At 70.2% G+C, this 15,761-nt stretch carries 15 protein-coding genes; 12 read left to right on the forward strand and 3 right to left on the reverse strand.

The window, feature by feature from the left end:
* Window positions 1–71 precede the first annotated feature (71 nt).
* Together K0817_RS02695 and K0817_RS02700 are read left to right on the forward strand one after the other, a co-directional pair.
* Window positions 72–560 (forward strand): helix-turn-helix domain-containing protein, encoded by a 489-nt coding sequence (locus K0817_RS02695; RefSeq protein ID WP_219979820.1) that lies wholly within the window; start codon window positions 72–74, stop codon window positions 558–560.
* 54 nt (window positions 561–614) lie between these two features.
* Window positions 615–1,190, forward strand: a complete 576-nt coding sequence (locus K0817_RS02700; RefSeq protein ID WP_374209515.1) for an MOSC domain-containing protein — start codon at window positions 615–617, stop codon at window positions 1,188–1,190.
* Window positions 1,191–1,207: 17 nt separating this feature from the next.
* Here the strand turns inward: K0817_RS02700 and K0817_RS02705 are convergent, their stop codons facing one another.
* Complete coding sequence (locus K0817_RS02705) at window positions 1,208–1,780, reverse strand: TetR/AcrR family transcriptional regulator (protein ID WP_219979821.1); 573 nt, start codon at window positions 1,778–1,780, stop codon at window positions 1,208–1,210.
* Window positions 1,781–1,908: 128 nt separating this feature from the next.
* On the opposite strand from K0817_RS02705, the gene K0817_RS02710 reads away from it, so the two are divergent.
* From K0817_RS02710 to K0817_RS02720, 3 genes are all read left to right on the forward strand, one after another.
* On the forward strand, window positions 1,909–2,340 hold the full coding sequence (locus K0817_RS02710) for a hypothetical protein (protein WP_219979822.1): 432 nt from the start codon (window positions 1,909–1,911) through the stop codon (window positions 2,338–2,340).
* A 117-nt stretch (window positions 2,341–2,457) separates the two neighbouring features.
* Window positions 2,458–2,964 carry a DUF2867 domain-containing protein gene (locus tag K0817_RS02715; protein ID WP_219979823.1) on the forward strand — a complete coding sequence of 169 codons (507 nt, stop codon included), beginning with the start codon at window positions 2,458–2,460 and terminating at the stop codon, window positions 2,962–2,964.
* The gene (locus K0817_RS02720; RefSeq protein ID WP_253735137.1) at window positions 2,961–3,293 is read left to right on the forward strand and encodes a hypothetical protein; all 333 of its coding nucleotides are present in this window, start codon (window positions 2,961–2,963) and stop codon (window positions 3,291–3,293) included. The genes K0817_RS02715 and K0817_RS02720 overlap by 4 nt, the downstream gene beginning before the upstream one ends.
* Here K0817_RS02720 and K0817_RS02725 read toward each other — a convergent pair.
* Window positions 3,268–4,581 carry an alkaline phosphatase family protein gene (locus K0817_RS02725; protein ID WP_219979824.1) on the reverse strand — a complete coding sequence of 438 codons (1,314 nt, stop codon included), beginning with the start codon at window positions 4,579–4,581 and terminating at the stop codon, window positions 3,268–3,270. The genes K0817_RS02720 and K0817_RS02725 overlap by 26 nt on opposite strands.
* A gap of 302 nt (window positions 4,582–4,883) precedes the next feature.
* On the opposite strand from K0817_RS02725, the gene K0817_RS02730 reads away from it, so the two are divergent.
* Complete coding sequence (locus K0817_RS02730; protein WP_219979825.1) at window positions 4,884–7,094, forward strand: PQQ-binding-like beta-propeller repeat protein; 2,211 nt, start codon at window positions 4,884–4,886, stop codon at window positions 7,092–7,094.
* 13 nt (window positions 7,095–7,107) lie between these two features.
* Here the strand turns inward: K0817_RS02730 and K0817_RS02735 are convergent, their stop codons facing one another.
* A complete protein-coding gene (locus tag K0817_RS02735) occupies window positions 7,108–8,088 on the reverse strand; it encodes an Lrp/AsnC family transcriptional regulator (RefSeq protein WP_219979826.1) in 981 nt (326 codons plus the stop codon).
* Window positions 8,089–8,265: 177 nt separating this feature from the next.
* Between K0817_RS02735 and K0817_RS02740 the strand changes: the two genes are divergently transcribed.
* The 6 genes from K0817_RS02740 (at window position 8,266) to K0817_RS02765 (ending at window position 15,717) form a co-directional block, all read left to right on the forward strand.
* Entirely contained in the window at window positions 8,266–9,657 is a 1,392-nt protein-coding gene (locus K0817_RS02740; RefSeq protein ID WP_219979827.1) for an ABC transporter substrate-binding protein, read from the forward strand.
* Window positions 9,654–10,613, forward strand: a complete 960-nt coding sequence (locus K0817_RS02745; RefSeq protein ID WP_219979828.1) for a carbohydrate ABC transporter permease — start codon at window positions 9,654–9,656, stop codon at window positions 10,611–10,613. The genes K0817_RS02740 and K0817_RS02745 overlap by 4 nt, the downstream gene beginning before the upstream one ends.
* Window positions 10,610–11,479, forward strand: a complete 870-nt coding sequence (locus tag K0817_RS02750) for a carbohydrate ABC transporter permease (RefSeq protein WP_219979829.1) — start codon at window positions 10,610–10,612, stop codon at window positions 11,477–11,479. Before K0817_RS02745 ends, K0817_RS02750 begins: the two co-directional genes overlap by 4 nt.
* The gene (locus tag K0817_RS02755; RefSeq protein ID WP_219979830.1) at window positions 11,476–12,873 is read left to right on the forward strand and encodes a Gfo/Idh/MocA family protein; all 1,398 of its coding nucleotides are present in this window, start codon (window positions 11,476–11,478) and stop codon (window positions 12,871–12,873) included. The genes K0817_RS02750 and K0817_RS02755 overlap by 4 nt, the downstream gene beginning before the upstream one ends.
* A complete protein-coding gene (locus K0817_RS02760) occupies window positions 12,870–15,029 on the forward strand; it encodes an alpha-N-acetylglucosaminidase (protein WP_219979831.1) in 2,160 nt (719 codons plus the stop codon). Before K0817_RS02755 ends, K0817_RS02760 begins: the two co-directional genes overlap by 4 nt.
* A 106-nt stretch (window positions 15,030–15,135) precedes the next feature.
* On the forward strand, window positions 15,136–15,717 hold the full coding sequence (locus tag K0817_RS02765; protein ID WP_219979832.1) for a DUF6790 family protein: 582 nt from the start codon (window positions 15,136–15,138) through the stop codon (window positions 15,715–15,717).
* The last annotated feature ends 44 nt before the right edge of the window (window positions 15,718–15,761 follow it).

The raw sequence follows: 15,761 nt of genomic DNA on the forward strand, positions 1-15,761 counted from the left end.
TGATTGCAACTGGTTGGCAGGCTAGCGCAGACCAGTTGTAGACTGCAAGTAGTTGTTCGAAGGAGGCCGGCATGGATCACCGATCCGGATGCCCGATCAACCTGTCGCTCGAGGTGTTCGGGGACAGATGGTCGCTCATCGTGATCCGCGACATGATGTTCGGCAATCGCCGGCACTTCAACGAGCTGCTGGCGAAGTCCGACGAGGGGATCGCCTCGAATGTGCTCGCGGATCGGCTGCAGCGGCTGGTGGGTCTGGGCATGATCTCGCGAGCCCCCGATCCCAGTCACAAGCAGAAGGTCGTGTACAGCCTGACCGAGCCGGCGATCCAGCTGGTGCCCGTGCTCGCCCACCTCGGTGCGTGGGGGCGCCGCCACCTCCCGGTCAGCCGGGAGCTCTCGGTCCGTGCAGAGGTGCTCGAACGAGGGGGCCCGGACTTCTGGGACCGCTTCATGGACGAGTTGCGCGAGCAGCACCTCGGCATCACTCGCCCGCCCGGAGCGCCATCGGCGTTCGGCGAACTGCGCGCGGCCTACGAGGCAGAGCTCGCCCGGGTGTAGCGAGGGCGGGGCGGTGGTTGCGTCTATACGCCTCCGGATAATAGCGTGGGGCTCGTGACGAAGACCGAGTCGGACGACAGTGCGAATGCCCTGGCCCGTGAGGTCGTCGGTGTCCATCGCAGCGACTCGCACGATTTCAGCAAGCGGTCGCAGCCGTTCGTCGACCTCGTGGAGGGGATGGGCGTCGAGGGCGACGCGCATTTCGGAGCGACCGTGAAGCACCGGTCCCGGGTCGCCGCCGATCCGTCTGCGCCGAACCTGCGTCAAGTGCACCTGATCCACTGCGAGCTCTTCGACGACTTGCGCGCGGCCGGGTATGACGTCGCCCCCGGCGACCTCGGCGAGAACATCACGACGCGCGGGGTCGCGCTGCTGGACCTGCCGGTAGGGACGCGGATGGCGATCGGGGATGCTGTCATCACCGTGACCGGCTTGCGCAATCCCTGCCAGCAGATCAACGACTTCCGCGAGGGACTGCTGAAGCAGGTCATCCGGCGCGACGAAGACGGAAACGTCGTGCGCCTCGCGGGGATCATGGGGATCGTCTCGCGTTCAGGGCGGGTCGAACCGGGCGCCGCGATTCGCGTGGAGCCGCCTCCCCTTCCGCATCATCCGCTGACTCGCGTCTAGTGGCGGGACGCCGGCGCTCACGGTGCCGCGAGGCCTCCGGTGCGGCCCAGGATGATCGTCGCCGCATCGGCGACGACCTGGTCGCGCGCGCGGCCGCCATGGTCGGCCGAGATGAGATGGCGCCCGATGGCAAGGCAGAAGGCGGCCAAGCCGCGAGCCTCCACTTCGTCGGGGTCTGAGCAGTAACTGCCGATCGCCTCGCGGAGCACCTGCATGCGCCGGTTGTCGACCGTGTGCAGGCGCTCGGCGACGGCCGGGTCGCGCCGCGCCCACGCGCGGACGGCGAGGTCTATCGGCAGCAGTCGGTCGTTCGAGAACGTCAGCTGGCCCGCGATGCGCGCCTGGTCCACGATGTCGCCCCCCGCCTTGCGTGCGCGCTCGATCACGTCGTCTACGCTCTCGCGCTCCCACGCGTCGAGCATCGCCGCAAGGAGCGCCTCGCGATCGTCGAAGTATCCGTAGAAGCCGCCTTTGGTCACCCCGAGCGCCCTCGCCAGCACCTCGACGCGCACGGCGTCCACGCCCTGCTCGGCGAGCACTCGCAGACCCTCCTCGATCCACTTCTCCCGTGGTGTGCGCAACGCGCCCATCTGGACCTCCCATCGAACCGGTTGTGCGGCAGCGTATAACCGGTGTACCTTCAAGTTATTCGGCATCGTATAACGCCGAGCGGTCAATGGCTTGGCACAGGCTCGGCCCGTCGGAAGGAGAAGATCACATGGTCACGTGGGCAGGATGGCTCATCGTCACATTCGCAACGGCGCACACCGTCGGCGCGCTCACCGTTCTGGGAGCCGGGCAGCACGCCGGGGTATGGCTCACGGGAGGGCTCTGGAACGAGAGCCTGTTCACCACTCTGGGGCCCGCGATGAGCGCGTACTGGCTGAGCATCAACAGCTTCGGCCCGGCGTTGATCGTGATCGGCTTCATCGTGCTGTGGCTCGCACGGCGAGGCATCACGCCGCCGGCGTTCATCGGCTGGTCGCTCGGAGGCTGGACGATCGTCGACAACGTGCTCTCCGGCGTCGGCTTCGGGCAGGGCCTGATCGTGCTCGTGGCGGCCGGGTTGCTGCTGGTCGCAGCGTTTCGTGCGCGGCGTCTCGAGCGTGCCGCCGCCGCGGGCACACGCCTCGAGCCCGTCGCGTCGTGAACGCATCGACGCCGGTCGCGGCGGGCCACGACGTCGGCGATCGAGCCGGGTCCTCACGTGCCCTGGGCGGGCCCGGCCATGCGGACCGGCCGGTCACGTAGACGCGGAGCGGGCGGGATGCCGCACCCCGCTCGTGCGTTCTCCGCGCCCGCGTCGCGCACCCCGTTGCTGCGTGCCTCCGCCATCCGCGGGGACTGGACCAGCCGTCAGCGCCAGCCTGTGACGGCGGACGCGTGTGCGGATCCCGCGGTGTGGACGGCCGCGTTGTTCCACGAGCCCTCGGCGACGATGACCGCGGTGCTGGCGGTGCGTGACCGCCTGGTCGCACTGGTCGCACTGCGGCCGGCTTCGCGCGACAGCTTCCGCGTGCTGGCGCGGAACGAGGACGAGGTTCTCGTCGGCAGCGACGACCGGCATCTCGACTTCCGCGCGTCGGTGCGCTGCACGCGCCACACTGTAGACGTCGTCACGTTCGTCGAAGTGCACAACCTGCTCGGCCGGTTGTATCTGATGCCGGTGCGGATCGTGCACTCTACGATCGTGCGAGGCATGCTCCGCCGAGCGGCGAAGCGGCTGGATCCCGCCCGTCGCGGCGTTCCCGCGCGAACGCGAGGATCCTCGTGAATCCTCTCCAGCCGCTCGTCGTCGCCGCGCAGGGCCGGTGGGTGCGACCGCACGCCCCACCTGCTGCCAGCCGCCGGCGGGCCGACCTCAGGGCTGATCGGCGACTCGCTCGACGAGCCGCTACGGCGGAATGGATGCCGTCGGCAGACGATCGGGCCGACGTCGGTCCCGACTTCTTCGCTGCCGACGGCTTCCATCCGTCTGCGGTCGGCTACCACCGCTGGACCGACCTCGTTCGCGAGCGGGTCGTGGCATCCCCTCTCCCGCACGAACGACCGTCGGTTCCTGGCACGGCGCCACCCGTCACCGCAGGCGAATCGACTCCGTGAGCACGCGCCCCTCGGCGCCCGCGGGACCTTCGAATCCAAGGAGTGCGGCGATCGTCGGGGCGACGTCGATGTGACGCGGGTCCTGCGGGGCCGCATGCGGACGGACCCCGGCGCCGGCGATCACGAGCGGCACGTACAGCTCCCGCGTCGTGCCGTGCGCGCCGGCGGGATCGGCCGGCGTGGCCCCCAGCGACCAGCCCGCCTCGGGCTCGATCACGAGCTCGCCGTACTTCGCCGACATGTGCATCGCCTGCTGCTCGGTCTTGTCGTACACCGCGGCGATGTGCGGCAGCGCCGAGACGGCAGCCTCGATCGCCGCCGCGGCATCCGGATCACCGGCAGACTCGCCGACGAGGTGCAGCGATCCCACTCCGCCCACGACGACGACGGCGTCGGTCTCGGGCTGAGGCGCCTGGCCGGCGAAGAGCATCTCCGCGTCGAAACCGGCCGTTTCGATCGCGGCGAGCAGCTCGTCGCGCATCCCCTGCGTGAAGGTGCCCATGCCGTGGTCACCGGTCACGATGAAGGCCGTGCGTCCGTAGATGCCGGCGTCCTTCGTCGCCTGCACGAGCCGGCCGATCTGGGCATCCACCTCGGCCAGGGCAGCCGGCATCCCCTCCGCTTCGGCGCCGTCGGCGTGGCCGAGCGCGTCCAGGCGGTCGCAGTAGACCGCGATCAGGTCCGGTATGCCGTTCATCTGGACCGGATTGCCTCCGCTCATGACGGGCTGACCGTCGAGCACCGCGACGGCATCGTCGGTCCGCCGGGCGCAATCCCCGCCCGGCTGTGTGTACAAGCCGTCCGCGTCGCCGAACGTGACGCCGTAGTTCTGGAGGATGAACCACTGTGCCGACAGAACGGTGCCGCCCTGTTCTCGAATGGCCTGCGCGATCGTGGGCACGGCGAGATCCCGTTGCGAGCTGCGCGCGACGCCGGTGTCGGTATCGAACCAGAATGCGGTGTTGCCGTGGGTCGCCGGCCACGCGCCGGTGGCGATCGACGACCACGAGGGGTTGGTGATGGAGGTCATGACCCCCGTCGAGACGCTCAGGCTTCCCCGCTTGGCCAGCGCCTCGAGATTGGGCATCGGGGCGCGGCCGAGGTAGTCGATGTCGAAGCCGTCGAGGGCGATGAAGACGACATGCTCCGCCGGTGGGGGAGCTGTCGCGGCCTCAGTGGAAGCGGCGCCTTGGGCAGCGGCCGGAAGCGCTCCGGCGCCGAGCGCCGCGACGGTGAGCAACGCGGCGGCGAGGCGGGCGGGGCGGCGGAATCTGGCGGTGGAGCGCATCTTCGGTTCCTCTCGCGGGTCGGCTCGAATCCCGGCGGGCCCGGGTGGCCGACTGGCTTTCGACGCTGGCCGGGCGGAGGCCGCGCAGGCAACAGCCCGACCGTCGCGTGCAAGGAATCGCCCATCGCCGCCTCCGTGTTGCGGAGAATCCGCCACACCGGACGGAGGTGCGCGCTGGTCGCCGGTTTCTTGCGCCGCGGCCTCCGCCCGTGTCGATCCCTCGCAATTGCGCGCCCGGTGCTTGGCCCGGTCGCGGCATCCGGATTGTGTGCTCGTCGTAGGCACGACGTGAGGAGCAGCGCATGGCGGACACGGCGGACACGACACAGCGGGGTTCGGGGCTCAGTCGCCGCGGATTCCTCGGTCTCTCGGCGATCGGGCTCGGTATGGGCATGGGCTCGACCGCGTGGGGGCCGTGGCCGGGCGCTGCGGTGGGTTCCCCGCGTTCGCCGGGGGATGCCCCACTGAGGTTCGTCGTGCTCACCGACACCCACGCCAATCACGAAGAGACGGCGCGCCTCGAGAACCTCCGCCGCGTCTTCGCCGTGGTCGATGCCGAGCAGCCGCAGTTCGTGCTGCACTGCGGTGACATCACCGACTACGGCAGTGACGAGGAGTTCGCGGCCTACCGGGCCACGATCCCCGACGGCCTGTGGGACCGCCTGCGGCACGCGCCCGGAAACCACGAGATCCGATGGGACACCAGCGCGCGCGAGCGCTTCCAGCGCTGGTTCGGGCCGACGAGCTACAGCTTCGATGCCGGCGGCGTGCACTTCGTCGCCCTCGATCCCACCCAGGCGCTGCAGGAGCCCGGCCTGTTCGGTGACGACCTGGAGCATTTGCGCGATGACCTGAGTCGTGTCGGCGAGCGGCCGACGGTCATGTTCCTGCACTACCCGCTCGCGGGGCGCAACTACTACGTCAACGACGCCGACGCGTTCCTGCGCACGATCGACCCCTTCCCGGTTCGCGGGATCTTCGCCGGTCACATCCACCGCAACGAGATCGACCGCTTCAACGGGCTGACCCAGGTCGCCGCCGTCGCGACTCGCAGCGGACCCTTCTACCTGCGCGTCACCCAGGTCGACGACGGGGACGGTCGCCGTCTCGTCGTCGAGCAGGTCACGCTCGGCGCCACCGATGCCGACGCGCCCACTGTCCAGCCGCTCACAGAGATGCCATTGGATGCACCGCCCGCGGGCGCGGAGCCGATCCGGATCGCGGCGCGACCCCGCGACACCGCCATCGCCCTCACGGCGGTCGCCGGTCGTGCCGCCACCGCCGTCGAGGCCCGCGTGCACCCCCAGGCGGTGTTCGGCGCGGCCGAGGACGGCGTGTGGACTCCGCTCGCGCCGCGGGGCGCCTCATGGCACGGCGCGGTGGATGCGGCCGCTCTCGCTGCCGGGGTGCATCGCGTGCAGCTGCGCGCGACGGATGCCGCGGGCGGCAGGCGCTACGACACTGCCGAGGTCGACCGCCGTGGCGTGACGCGCGCTCGGCCGGCGTGGGAGCTCGCGATCGGAGGACAGCTGCAGGGGGCGCTCGCCGCGCGCGGGGCCACGGTCGTCGCGGGCTCGACCTCGGGCCGCGTCGCGGCGATCGAGGTCGAGGGCTCCTCCCGCCATCGGCGCCGGTGGACTGCCGATCTCGGTCCGGTCCACCGCGGAGCGGCCTTCACCACCGACGGCGCCCTGGTGTGCGTGCCCGGCGCCGACCACCGCCTCACCGCCCTCGACGCGCGCACCGGCGCGGTCGCCTGGGTCAGCAGCTTCGACAAGCCGGTGATGTCGACCCCGGCGGTCTTCGCGACCGGCGAGGGTGACCGCATCGTCGTCGCCGCCGAAGACAGGCTGCGGTGCCTCGATGACCACGGTGCGACGCTGTGGGAGGCATCCGTTCCCGTCCTCACCGCCGGTCGCGCCGCCAGCGACGGGGCGCGCGTCTTCGTCGGGGCCGGAGACGGGCGCGCCTATGCCTACGACCTGGGGACGGGTGAACCGCTGTGGTCCTTCCTCACCAACGAACGGCCCGACGCGTACCGCCGGCTCATCTACGGCCCCTGGGACGACTGGATCGAGGTGCTCCCGACCGGCGCCGTGCTGGTGAGCACCGTGACGCACGCGATCGCGATCGATCCCGTGACCGGCGGCGAGCTGTGGCGGGTGGCGGGCAGCCACATCTACGCCCCGAGCGTGATGCTGCCGGACGGCGGACTGCTGCTGACGACCGAGTGGGGCGTTCTGAGCGTGCTCGACCCTGCCACCGGCGCCGCGCGGTGGAGCGCGCAGGCGGTGCCGCGCGCCTTCAACGCGGGGCCGGCGCTCGACCCGCGCGACGGCACGGTGTGGCTGGTGTCGGTGGGCGGTCTGCTCGTCGCCGTCGACTCGGCCACGGGCACGGTATCGGTCGACCGGCAGCTGTTCACGGCGAACACCTTCTCCACCCCGGTCATCGTCGGAGAGCAGCTGGTCGTCGCCGCTCAGGACGGGGTGCTCCGCGGGCTGACGATCTGAGCGGCGGCAGCTGTCAGCCGACCGCCGCGAGCTCTCTCGTGCGTCCCGCGCGCTTTAGTGAATGCAGGGCGACGGCGACGTCGGCGTGTTGCAGCCCGGGCAGCCCGCCGATCGTGTCGGAGATGAAGCCATACAGCGCGGCGTCCGAAGACAGCGCGACTTCGCCGCACAGATTGCGGTCACCGGTCGTGGCCGAGATCATCAGCATCGAGGGATGCTGCGCGAGCAGCTCGCCGGCCCGGCTCAACTGCGTCGGGTTCACACTGAGCGCCACGAACGCGTTGACCGGCAGCCCGATGCGCTCCGGTTCGACGACCGTGCGCATCCGCAGCGCTCCCGACGACATCATCGCCTCCGCCCGCCTCCGCACGGTGACGGGGCTCGCATCGCACAGTTCCCCGAGGCGCTGCCAGCCGAGGCGGCCGTCGGCAGCGAGGGCGGCGGCGATGTGTTCGTCCAGGGCGTCCGTCTTGACGCGGCTGTCGGGCAGCGGATCGCTCCACGGGTCGAGGCGCTGAGCCCGCAGCTGCTCCACCACGTCGGGCGGCAGGAGATCAGGCAGCCAGCTGTGCGGCGTCGCGAACCGCCGGATGACCTGATTGCTCCACACGGCCAGCACGCCGTCGAGTGCCGGGAGCTGCTCGAGTGTGATCGCCAGGAGGTGGTCGTTCGAGGTGTAGCTGATCTCGGCGATGCAGTCGACGCTTCCGGTCAGCAGCTTGACGGATCCGCACTCGGCCCAAGTCGCCAGCCGCTGGGCGGAGCGGTGTGCTTCGCCGGGGCGGCAGCGCAGTCGAACGAACAGCGATCGCGACCGACCGGTCGCCTCGCCGTCGAGCACGCCGATCACCCGAGCCGTGCCGTCTCGCATGAGGCGCGCCACGCGCCGAGACGCCGTCGCCTCGGAGGTGAAGACGGCCTCGCTGATCTGCGCGTTCGTGGCCCGCGGATTTGCGAGGAGCGCGCCGGTGATGCGCAGGTCGAGATCGTCCACGAATGCACCATACATTCATGAGTAGCGTCGTGATAGGTGCTTTGTTGCATTCTCGCTCCCGATGTCATCGTGTTTGCTCGCACACCGGCAGGATCGCAGCACCGCGAGAGCACCGACGCTGCGCCGGTCTCGCCCCCGTTCCGGCGTTCGTCGCCACGACAATGAGGAGTGATGCATATGACCCGAATGTCCACCGCGCGCATCGCGGCCCCCCTCGCGGCGATCGCCGCTCTCGGCCTGCTGGCCGGCTGTTCCGCCGATACCGACGGCGGTGGCGGCGAGCCTTCGACAGAAGACCAGAGCGTGGTCTTCTGGACCCCGCAGACGACGCCCGAGCGCCTGGCCGCACAGGAGGCGGTTGCCGCCGCCTTCACCGACGAGACCGGCATCGAGGTCGAGGTCGTCCCGATGGCGGGCGCTGACCAGGATCAGGCGCTCGTGACCGGGTCTGCCACGGGCGACGTGCCCGACGTGATCCTCCACGCCTCGCCACAGACGGGCGTCTGGAGTTCCCAGGGCCTCCTCGACAGCGAAGCGGCCACCGCCACCGTGGAGGCGCTCGGGATCGACACGTTCAACCAGCACGCCCTCGAGGCCGTCACGATCGACGGCGAGATCGCAGCCGTGCCCAGCGACGGCTGGACCCATGTGGTCGCGTACCGCAGCGACCTGCTCGAGCAGGCCGGAGTGGATGTTCCCGGCACCGTGGAGGAGCTCGCGGACGCCGCGACGACGATCAAGGAGCAACTGGGCATCACCGGGCTGGCCTTCGGCACCCAAGCGGGGACCGCGTCGGCGACCGAGGGGATCCAGTCGCTCTTCCACAGCGCGGGCTGCGAGCTCGTCACCGACGGCGAAGTCGTCATCGATTCGGATGCCTGCACCGAGGCCGCCGAGCAGTTCCTGCGACTGCGCAACTCGTCGGTGGCGGGCGACTTCGACGTCACGAGCGCACGCGCCGCGTACATGAACGGCGACGCCGCGATGCTGCTGTTCTCCACCCACATCCTCGACGAACTGGCGGGCCTGGACGAGGCGACGCCCGCGACGTGCCCGGAGTGCGCCGAGCAGCCGGCCTTCCTGGCCGAGAACACCGAGTTCGTGACGGTTCTGGGCGAGGACGACCCGGCGCAGTTCGGCGCGATCCTCAGCTACGGCATCCCGACCGGCGCCAACGTCGAGGCGGCCCAGCAGTACATCGAGTACGTGCTGGACGCCGGCTACGTCGACACCCTCGCGGTGGCGACGGAGGGCCGCATCCCGCTGCGCAACGGCACCGCCGACAACCCGACCGAGTTCATCGAAGCGTGGGGCGGCCTGGGAATCGGACCCGCCCACGAGCTCACCTCGGTGGAGATCTACGGCGAGGAGTTCGTGAGCGAGATGGCAGAGGGCATCAACGCCGTCTCGCTGTGGGGTATGGGAACGCCCGACGCGACGCTCGCCGGGCTCGTGCACAGCCAGGGCGTGCTCGCCGGTCAGATCGAGCAGCTCTACAACGGAGTGCCCGCGGCAGACGTGACAGCCGCGATGAAGGCGGCCGTCGAGGAGGTCCAGGCGGGCCTGTGAGCAACGCCATCACCCGTCACCGCTGGGGGCGGCCTCTCAGCCGCTCCCAGCGGGACAACCGCAACGGGCTGCTCTTGACGACGCCGACGCTCGTCGTCGTCGTGCTCGCCTCGATCATCCCGCTGATCCTCGTCGTGGTCTTCGCCTTCAGCGAGATCCGATTGGTCGACATCCCCCGCTTGGGGACGGAGCCGGTCGAATGGACGCTCGACAACTTCCGTCGGGCGCTGAACAATCCGTCCTTCTGGCAGGCGCTCGGCACGACCCTGCTGTACGCGTCGCTCACGATGATCGGATCGGTCGGGGTGGGACTCGCCCTCGCGCTGGCCCTGCGCCGTCCCTTCCGCGGACGAGGCATCGTCCGCGCGCTGCTGCTGGTGCCCTACGTCCTGCCGATCATCGCCGCCGTGACGATCTGGCAGACGATGCTCAATCCCCAGTACGGCCTCGTCAACTCTTTCGGCCGCGAGTTCCTCGGCTGGGAGCAGTCGATCGGATTCCTCAACACGACGACCGCGTACGTATGGGGCATCCCCATCCCGCTGTCGCTGCTGGTCGTCGTGGTGTTCGAGATCTGGGCGTCGGCGCCCCTGTCGTTCCTGTTCATCACCGCGCGCCTGCAGGGGGTCTCCCCCAGTATCGAAGAGGCGGCCGCCCTCGACGGGGCGAACGGGGCGCAGATCCTGGGCCGCATCGTCATGCCGCAGCTGAAGGGCGTGATCCTGCTGCTGTGCCTGCTGCGGTTCATCTGGACGTTCCAGAGCTTCAGCGAGGTGTACCTGCTCACCGAGGGGGCCGGCGGCACGCAGGTTATGGCGCTCAAGGTCTACACCGAGCTCGTGACGCGCGCCGACATCGGCAGCGCCGCCGCGTACGGCCTGCTCATGTCGGTCGTCCTGGTCTCGCTGCTGGCCGTCTACGTCGCGCTCTCGCGAAGAAGGGTGGATGTCGAATGACCCGCCGCCGATCCTCGCTCAGGCCGCATCCGTTGTCGACCGCCGGGCGGTTCGTGTTCATCGCGCTGGCCCTGATCTTCGCGCTCGGCCCGGTGCTCTACGGCTTCCTGCTGTCCCTTCGCCCGTTCAACGCGATCGTGCAGGAGCCGCTGAACCTGATTCCGTCGTTCGGCGAGATCGACTTCTCGGCGTACACGTCGGCGATGCTCGACCCCGCTCAGGGCGGGTTCGGTCTGGGCCGTTTCGTCATCAACTCGCTCGTCGTGGCGCTGTGCACGATCGTCCTGTCGATCGCGGTGTCGATCCTCGGCGCGTACGCCGCAGCCCGGCTGCGCTACCTCGGCAGGGGCGTCGTGAACGCCATCATCCTCGGCGTCTACCTGTTCCCCGGCATCGTGCTGTCGGTGCCGTTGTTCGTGCTGCTGGCCAGGGCCGGCCTGACGGGATCGCTGGTCGGCCTGTTCCTGGTGTACGTGGCGACGACGGTCCCGGTGTCGATCTACATGCTGCGCAACTACTTCCAGGCCCTGCCCGAGAGCATCGAGGAAGCGGCGATCGTGGACGGCGCGTCGCTGTGGCAGATGCTCCGCAGCGTCATCCTGCCCGTAGCCCTTCCCGGTGTCATCGCGACGGCGGTCTATGTCTTCATGATCGCGTGGAACGAGTACTTCTACGCGCTGCTGTTCCTGGTGCAGGACCGCGCGCTGTGGACGGCGCCGCTCGGCATCTCGCAGCTGGCCGACTTCAACGTCCCCGTGACCGTGCTGCTCGCCGGCGCGCTCGCCGTCACGGCGCCGGTGGTCGTGCTGTTCTTCTTCGCACAGCGCTACCTCGTCGACGGACTCACCGCAGGAGCCGAGAAGTGACCCGACCGCAGCGCCTCGTCGTGATCGGCGCCGGCGGACGGGGGCGCGACGCCTACGGCCGCTGGGCGATCGAGCACCCCGACCGCGCGACGATCGTCGCGGTGGCCGACGTCTCGCGCGAGCGTCGATCAGCGCTGGCGGCCGAGGCGGGAGGGGCGGCGGAGTATCGCGACTGGCGCGACGCCGTAGCCGACCTCGGCGCACTCGGCGCCGACGGCGTCATCATCGCCGTGCCCGACGCACTGCATGTGGACGTGGCGATCGCCGTGGCCGACGCGGGCGTTCCGTTCCTGCTCGAGAAGCCGGCCGCGCCCACTCTTCCCGAGCTGGCACGCCTGGCCGGCCACGCCCGCCGCACGTCCTCGCGGCTGGCAGTCGGCCATGTGCTGCGCTTCACGCCGTTCTGGCGCTCGGTCAAGCGCATCGTCGACTCGGGCGCGATCGGGCGGACCATGACGATCGAGGTGCGCGAGAACATCGGGTTCTGGCACTTCGCCCACTCCTACGTGCGCGGGAACTGGCGCAACAGCGCCACTTCGAGTGCGATGGTGCTGACCAAGACCTCGCACGACCTCGATCTCATCCGCTGGATCGCCGGTGCCGCGCCGGAGAGCGTCTACAGCATCGGCGAACTGACGTGGTTCCGTGCTGAGAATGCGCCCGCCGGCGCCCCGGAGTTCTGCCTTGACGGGTGCCCGGTCGCCGACAGCTGTCCGTTCTTCGCCCCTCGCTACTATGTCGACGCGCTCGCGGATGTGTCGGGGCATCCCGTGCATCTGCTCGGCCCCGACTCCTCGCCGAGTGGCCGGCTCGCCGCGCTGCGGACCGGGGACTACGGGCGCTGCGTCTTCCGCAGCGACAACGACGTGGCCGATCACCAGCAGACCGCGATGATGTTCCCCGGCGGAGTGACGGCGACGCTCACCGCCTCGGCGTTCACCGCCGAGAACACGCGCAACGTCACGATCACGGGCTCGGCGGGTCAGCTGACGGGCCACATGGAGAGCGGCGAGATCGTGGTGGATCTCTTCTCTCCCACGGCATCGCTGCCCGAGGGGTTGCCCCTGGCGGCCCACGAGGTCGAGACGAAGCCGCCGATGGGACACGCGCGCCACACCGTGCGGGTGCTCATGCCCAACGCCGACCTCGGCGACCACGCCGGCCACGCGGGTGGTGACGCGGCCCTGATGTCGGAGTTCGTCGACGCGCTGCGGGAGGGCACCGTGGGTGAGGGCGAACTCTCGTTCGAGACCGCGCTGGACAGTCACCTCATCGCCTTCGCGGCGGAGGAGTCACGCCTGACGGCCGCGCACATCGACTTCGCAGAGTGGGTCGGGCAGCTCGGCATTGCCGGCGCGCCGGTGCCCGCCGGCGAGAGGCCACCGTTGCCATGACCGAACCGGTCTTCGCCGAGGCGCTGCGGGGTCTCATCGCCCGGCTGGGCGGCAATGCGACGCGCGTGCGGATCGAACCGCACGAGAAGGAGACGGATGCCGCGGCCACCGGCGCGTACGCAGCATCCGGCGGGATCCTGACCCTGAAGGGAACGGATCTCGTCGCCGCCGCGAGCGCGCTGGCTGCGTACCTGCGTGCGCAGGGCCAGCGCATCACCTGGGAGTCGGCGGTGCTCGAGGGGGCGTGGGATCGGTGGCCCGATGCCCCGCGGGCGACCGTCCGCACGCCCTTCGCGATCCGCTACCACCTGAACGTGGTGACGCACGGCTACTCGACGCCGTTCTGGGACTGGGACCGGTGGGAGCGAGAGCTCGACTGGATGGCGCTGCACGGGGTGACGCATCTCCTGGTTCTCGCCGCCTATGAGGTGGTGCTGCACGAGACGCTGCGGCGCCGGGGCTGCGACGAGAACGAGGCCGCCTCGTGGGTCGGGGGCGCGCCGCACGTCCCCTGGATGTCGATGGGCGGCATGCACGACTTCGGCGGCCCGCTCCCGGCGCGCTGGGCCGAGCGCCGCCTCGACCTGGCCCGGAGGATCCTGGCGCGGGCACGCGAGTTCGGCATGACGCCGGTCCTGCCGGCGACGGGCGGGCACGTTCCCGCTGCGATCGCCGGTCCGGATGCCGTCGAGATCGAGTGGCAGGGATGGCGCACGCCCATGCTCGATCCGTCGTCGCCCGCGTACGCCGGACTGATGCGGACCTTCCTCGAGGTTCAGCGCGAGCTCCTGGGCGATCCCGGACGCGACCCGGTCTTCGCCGTCGACCCCTACATCGAGTCGCTCCCGCCGTCCGGCGATGCGCGCGGGCTCGCGGCCGCGGGGCGCGGCATCCATCAGGCGCTCGCGGCGACGCACCCGACCGCGACGTGGCTGCTGCAGGGCTGGCCCTTCCACTACCACCGCGGGTTCTGGACACAGGACCGCGTCGCCGCCTACCTCTCACACGTGCCGCATGACCGCCTGCTGTTGATCGATCTGTGGGGCGAGCATGCGCCGATGTGGCGCGAGGGCATGCACGGGCGTCGCTGGATCTGGACGGCGGTTCACAACTTCGGTGGGCGCTTCGCGCTCTTCGGCGACGTTCGGGGCCTCGCGCGCGACCTGTCGGAACTGGCGGAGCTGCGTCCGCAACGCCTCGAGGGCGTCGGCCTCGCGCCCGAGGCCATCGAGAACAACACCGTCTTCTACGAGGCCGCCGCCGACCTGGTGTGGGGTCGCATCGACGTCGACGCGTGGCTGGCGGACTTCGCGCGGCAGCGCTACGGCGTCGACGACGACGATGCGCGCGAGGCATGGCGTTTGCTCGGCGACAGTCTCTACGGCCCCGGGCGCACCCGCTCCATCCCCTCGCCGGTCATCGCCCGGCCCTGGAGCGCCGCGGCTCCCTTCGTGGGCCAGCGGCTGGCGGGCGAAGCATTGCCCGAGCCCACGCGCATGTCGGCCAACATCGATGCCGAGAACGACCCCGCGGTGCTCGACGACCTGCCGTCGATCGCTCGGGCTGCTCGCCTCCTCATCGGGCTCGGCGACCGCGCATCGCGGCGTCAGTCGCTCGAGTGCGACGTCGTCGAACTGACCGGCCACGTGCTGGCGCAGCAGACGCGGCAGCACATCCGCGGGGTTCTCGCCGGGTATGCCGTCCGCGACGCATCCGCAGTGCGCGGCCACGCGGAGCGCCTGCGCGACGACTTGCTCGCACTCGATGCCCTCGTGGCGACGCGTGCCGACTCGCGCGTTTCGACCTGGATCGCAGCGGCACGCTCGTGGGGCGACACGCCGGACGAACAAGACGTCATGGAACGCGATGCGCGGAGCCTGGTCTCGGTGTGGGGCCACCAGACGAGCGGTCTGCATGACTACTCGGGCCGGCACTGGGCGGGCCTCATCCGCGACCTCTACGTGGCGCGCTGGAGCGCATGGAGCGACTGGCTCGCCGAGGCGATCGAGCGCGACTCCGAGCCCGATGAGACGGTGCTGCACGCCGCCATCGTCGAGATCGAGGAGTCCTGGCGCGGGGCTCGGGGCAGTGACGACGTCTCACGAGAAGACCCGCTCGAGGCGGCCTCTCGAGTGCTGACGCGCCTCGGATTCTGAGAGCACCCGAGGCGCGCGATCCTGCAGCGCGCGATCCTGCGGCGCTGCCAGTACAGTGCAATCGCGACGCAGATCGCACAGGGGGAGCAGCCGGGAGGGAACGTCCATGCAAGCCGTCATCGAGGGTGCGATCACGCTCGTGCTGTCCAACTTCACCGTCACGCTGTTCCTGCTCGGACTGCTGACCGCGGGGATCGGGATGCTGCGCGCCCGGCGCCGCGACGGGCTGACAGCCGCCGTCGTGTGGGAGGAGCTTCTCAACCACTTCCTGCTGCTGTCGGTGGGAGTCAGCTACCTCTACAACTTCGTCATGCACAGCGTGTTCGGCGATTTCACCGCCGAGATCATCGGCTGGGACCAGAGCCCGTTCCAGCTCGAGGTCGCCTTCGCGAGCCTGGGCTTCGCCGCCGTCGGCTTCCTGGCCTTCCCGCGTCGGCAAGGCTGGGTGGTCAAGCTCGCCGCCCTCCTGGGGCCGGCCCTGTTCCTGTGGGGCGCGGCGGCGGGGCACATCTATCAGATCGCCACGGCCGGCAACCAGGCGCAGGGAAACGCCGGCAGCATCCTGTACACCGACATCCTGCTGCCCCTCATCGGCTTCGTGTTCCTGTGGGGCTTCGTCGCGGCGAGCCGCCGCGAGCGACAGGACGCGGAGGTGGACCGTGCCGTTCTCGAGGTGGCAGAAGCCTGACCGCTGATCCGCAGGGGATGGCCCGCGCGCGAGAACCTCGCTAA

The sequence above is a fragment of the Microbacterium sp. HD4P20 genome (genome assembly GCF_019449275.2).
GTDB lineage: Bacteria > Actinomycetota > Actinomycetes > Actinomycetales > Microbacteriaceae > Microbacterium.

Bases quoted from the DNA above. Each gene is read 5' to 3' on its own strand.
- K0817_RS02695 (WP_219979820.1), top strand. From the start codon at position 72: ATGGATCACCGATCCGGATGCCCGATCAACCTGTCGCTCGAGGTGTTC.
- K0817_RS02705 (WP_219979821.1), bottom strand. From the start codon at position 1,780: ATGGGCGCGTTGCGCACACCACGGGAGAAGTGGATCGAGGAGGGTCTG.
- K0817_RS02710 (WP_219979822.1), top strand. From the start codon at position 1,909: ATGGTCACGTGGGCAGGATGGCTCATCGTCACATTCGCAACGGCGCAC.
- K0817_RS02715 (WP_219979823.1), top strand. From the start codon at position 2,458: ATGCCGCACCCCGCTCGTGCGTTCTCCGCGCCCGCGTCGCGCACCCCG.
- K0817_RS02725 (WP_219979824.1), bottom strand. From the start codon at position 4,581: ATGCGCTCCACCGCCAGATTCCGCCGCCCCGCCCGCCTCGCCGCCGCG.
- K0817_RS02730 (WP_219979825.1), top strand. From the start codon at position 4,884: ATGGCGGACACGGCGGACACGACACAGCGGGGTTCGGGGCTCAGTCGC.
- K0817_RS02740 (WP_219979827.1), top strand. From the start codon at position 8,266: ATGACCCGAATGTCCACCGCGCGCATCGCGGCCCCCCTCGCGGCGATC.
- K0817_RS02750 (WP_219979829.1), top strand. From the start codon at position 10,610: ATGACCCGCCGCCGATCCTCGCTCAGGCCGCATCCGTTGTCGACCGCC.
- K0817_RS02760 (WP_219979831.1), top strand. From the start codon at position 12,870: ATGACCGAACCGGTCTTCGCCGAGGCGCTGCGGGGTCTCATCGCCCGG.
- K0817_RS02765 (WP_219979832.1), top strand. From the start codon at position 15,136: ATGCAAGCCGTCATCGAGGGTGCGATCACGCTCGTGCTGTCCAACTTC.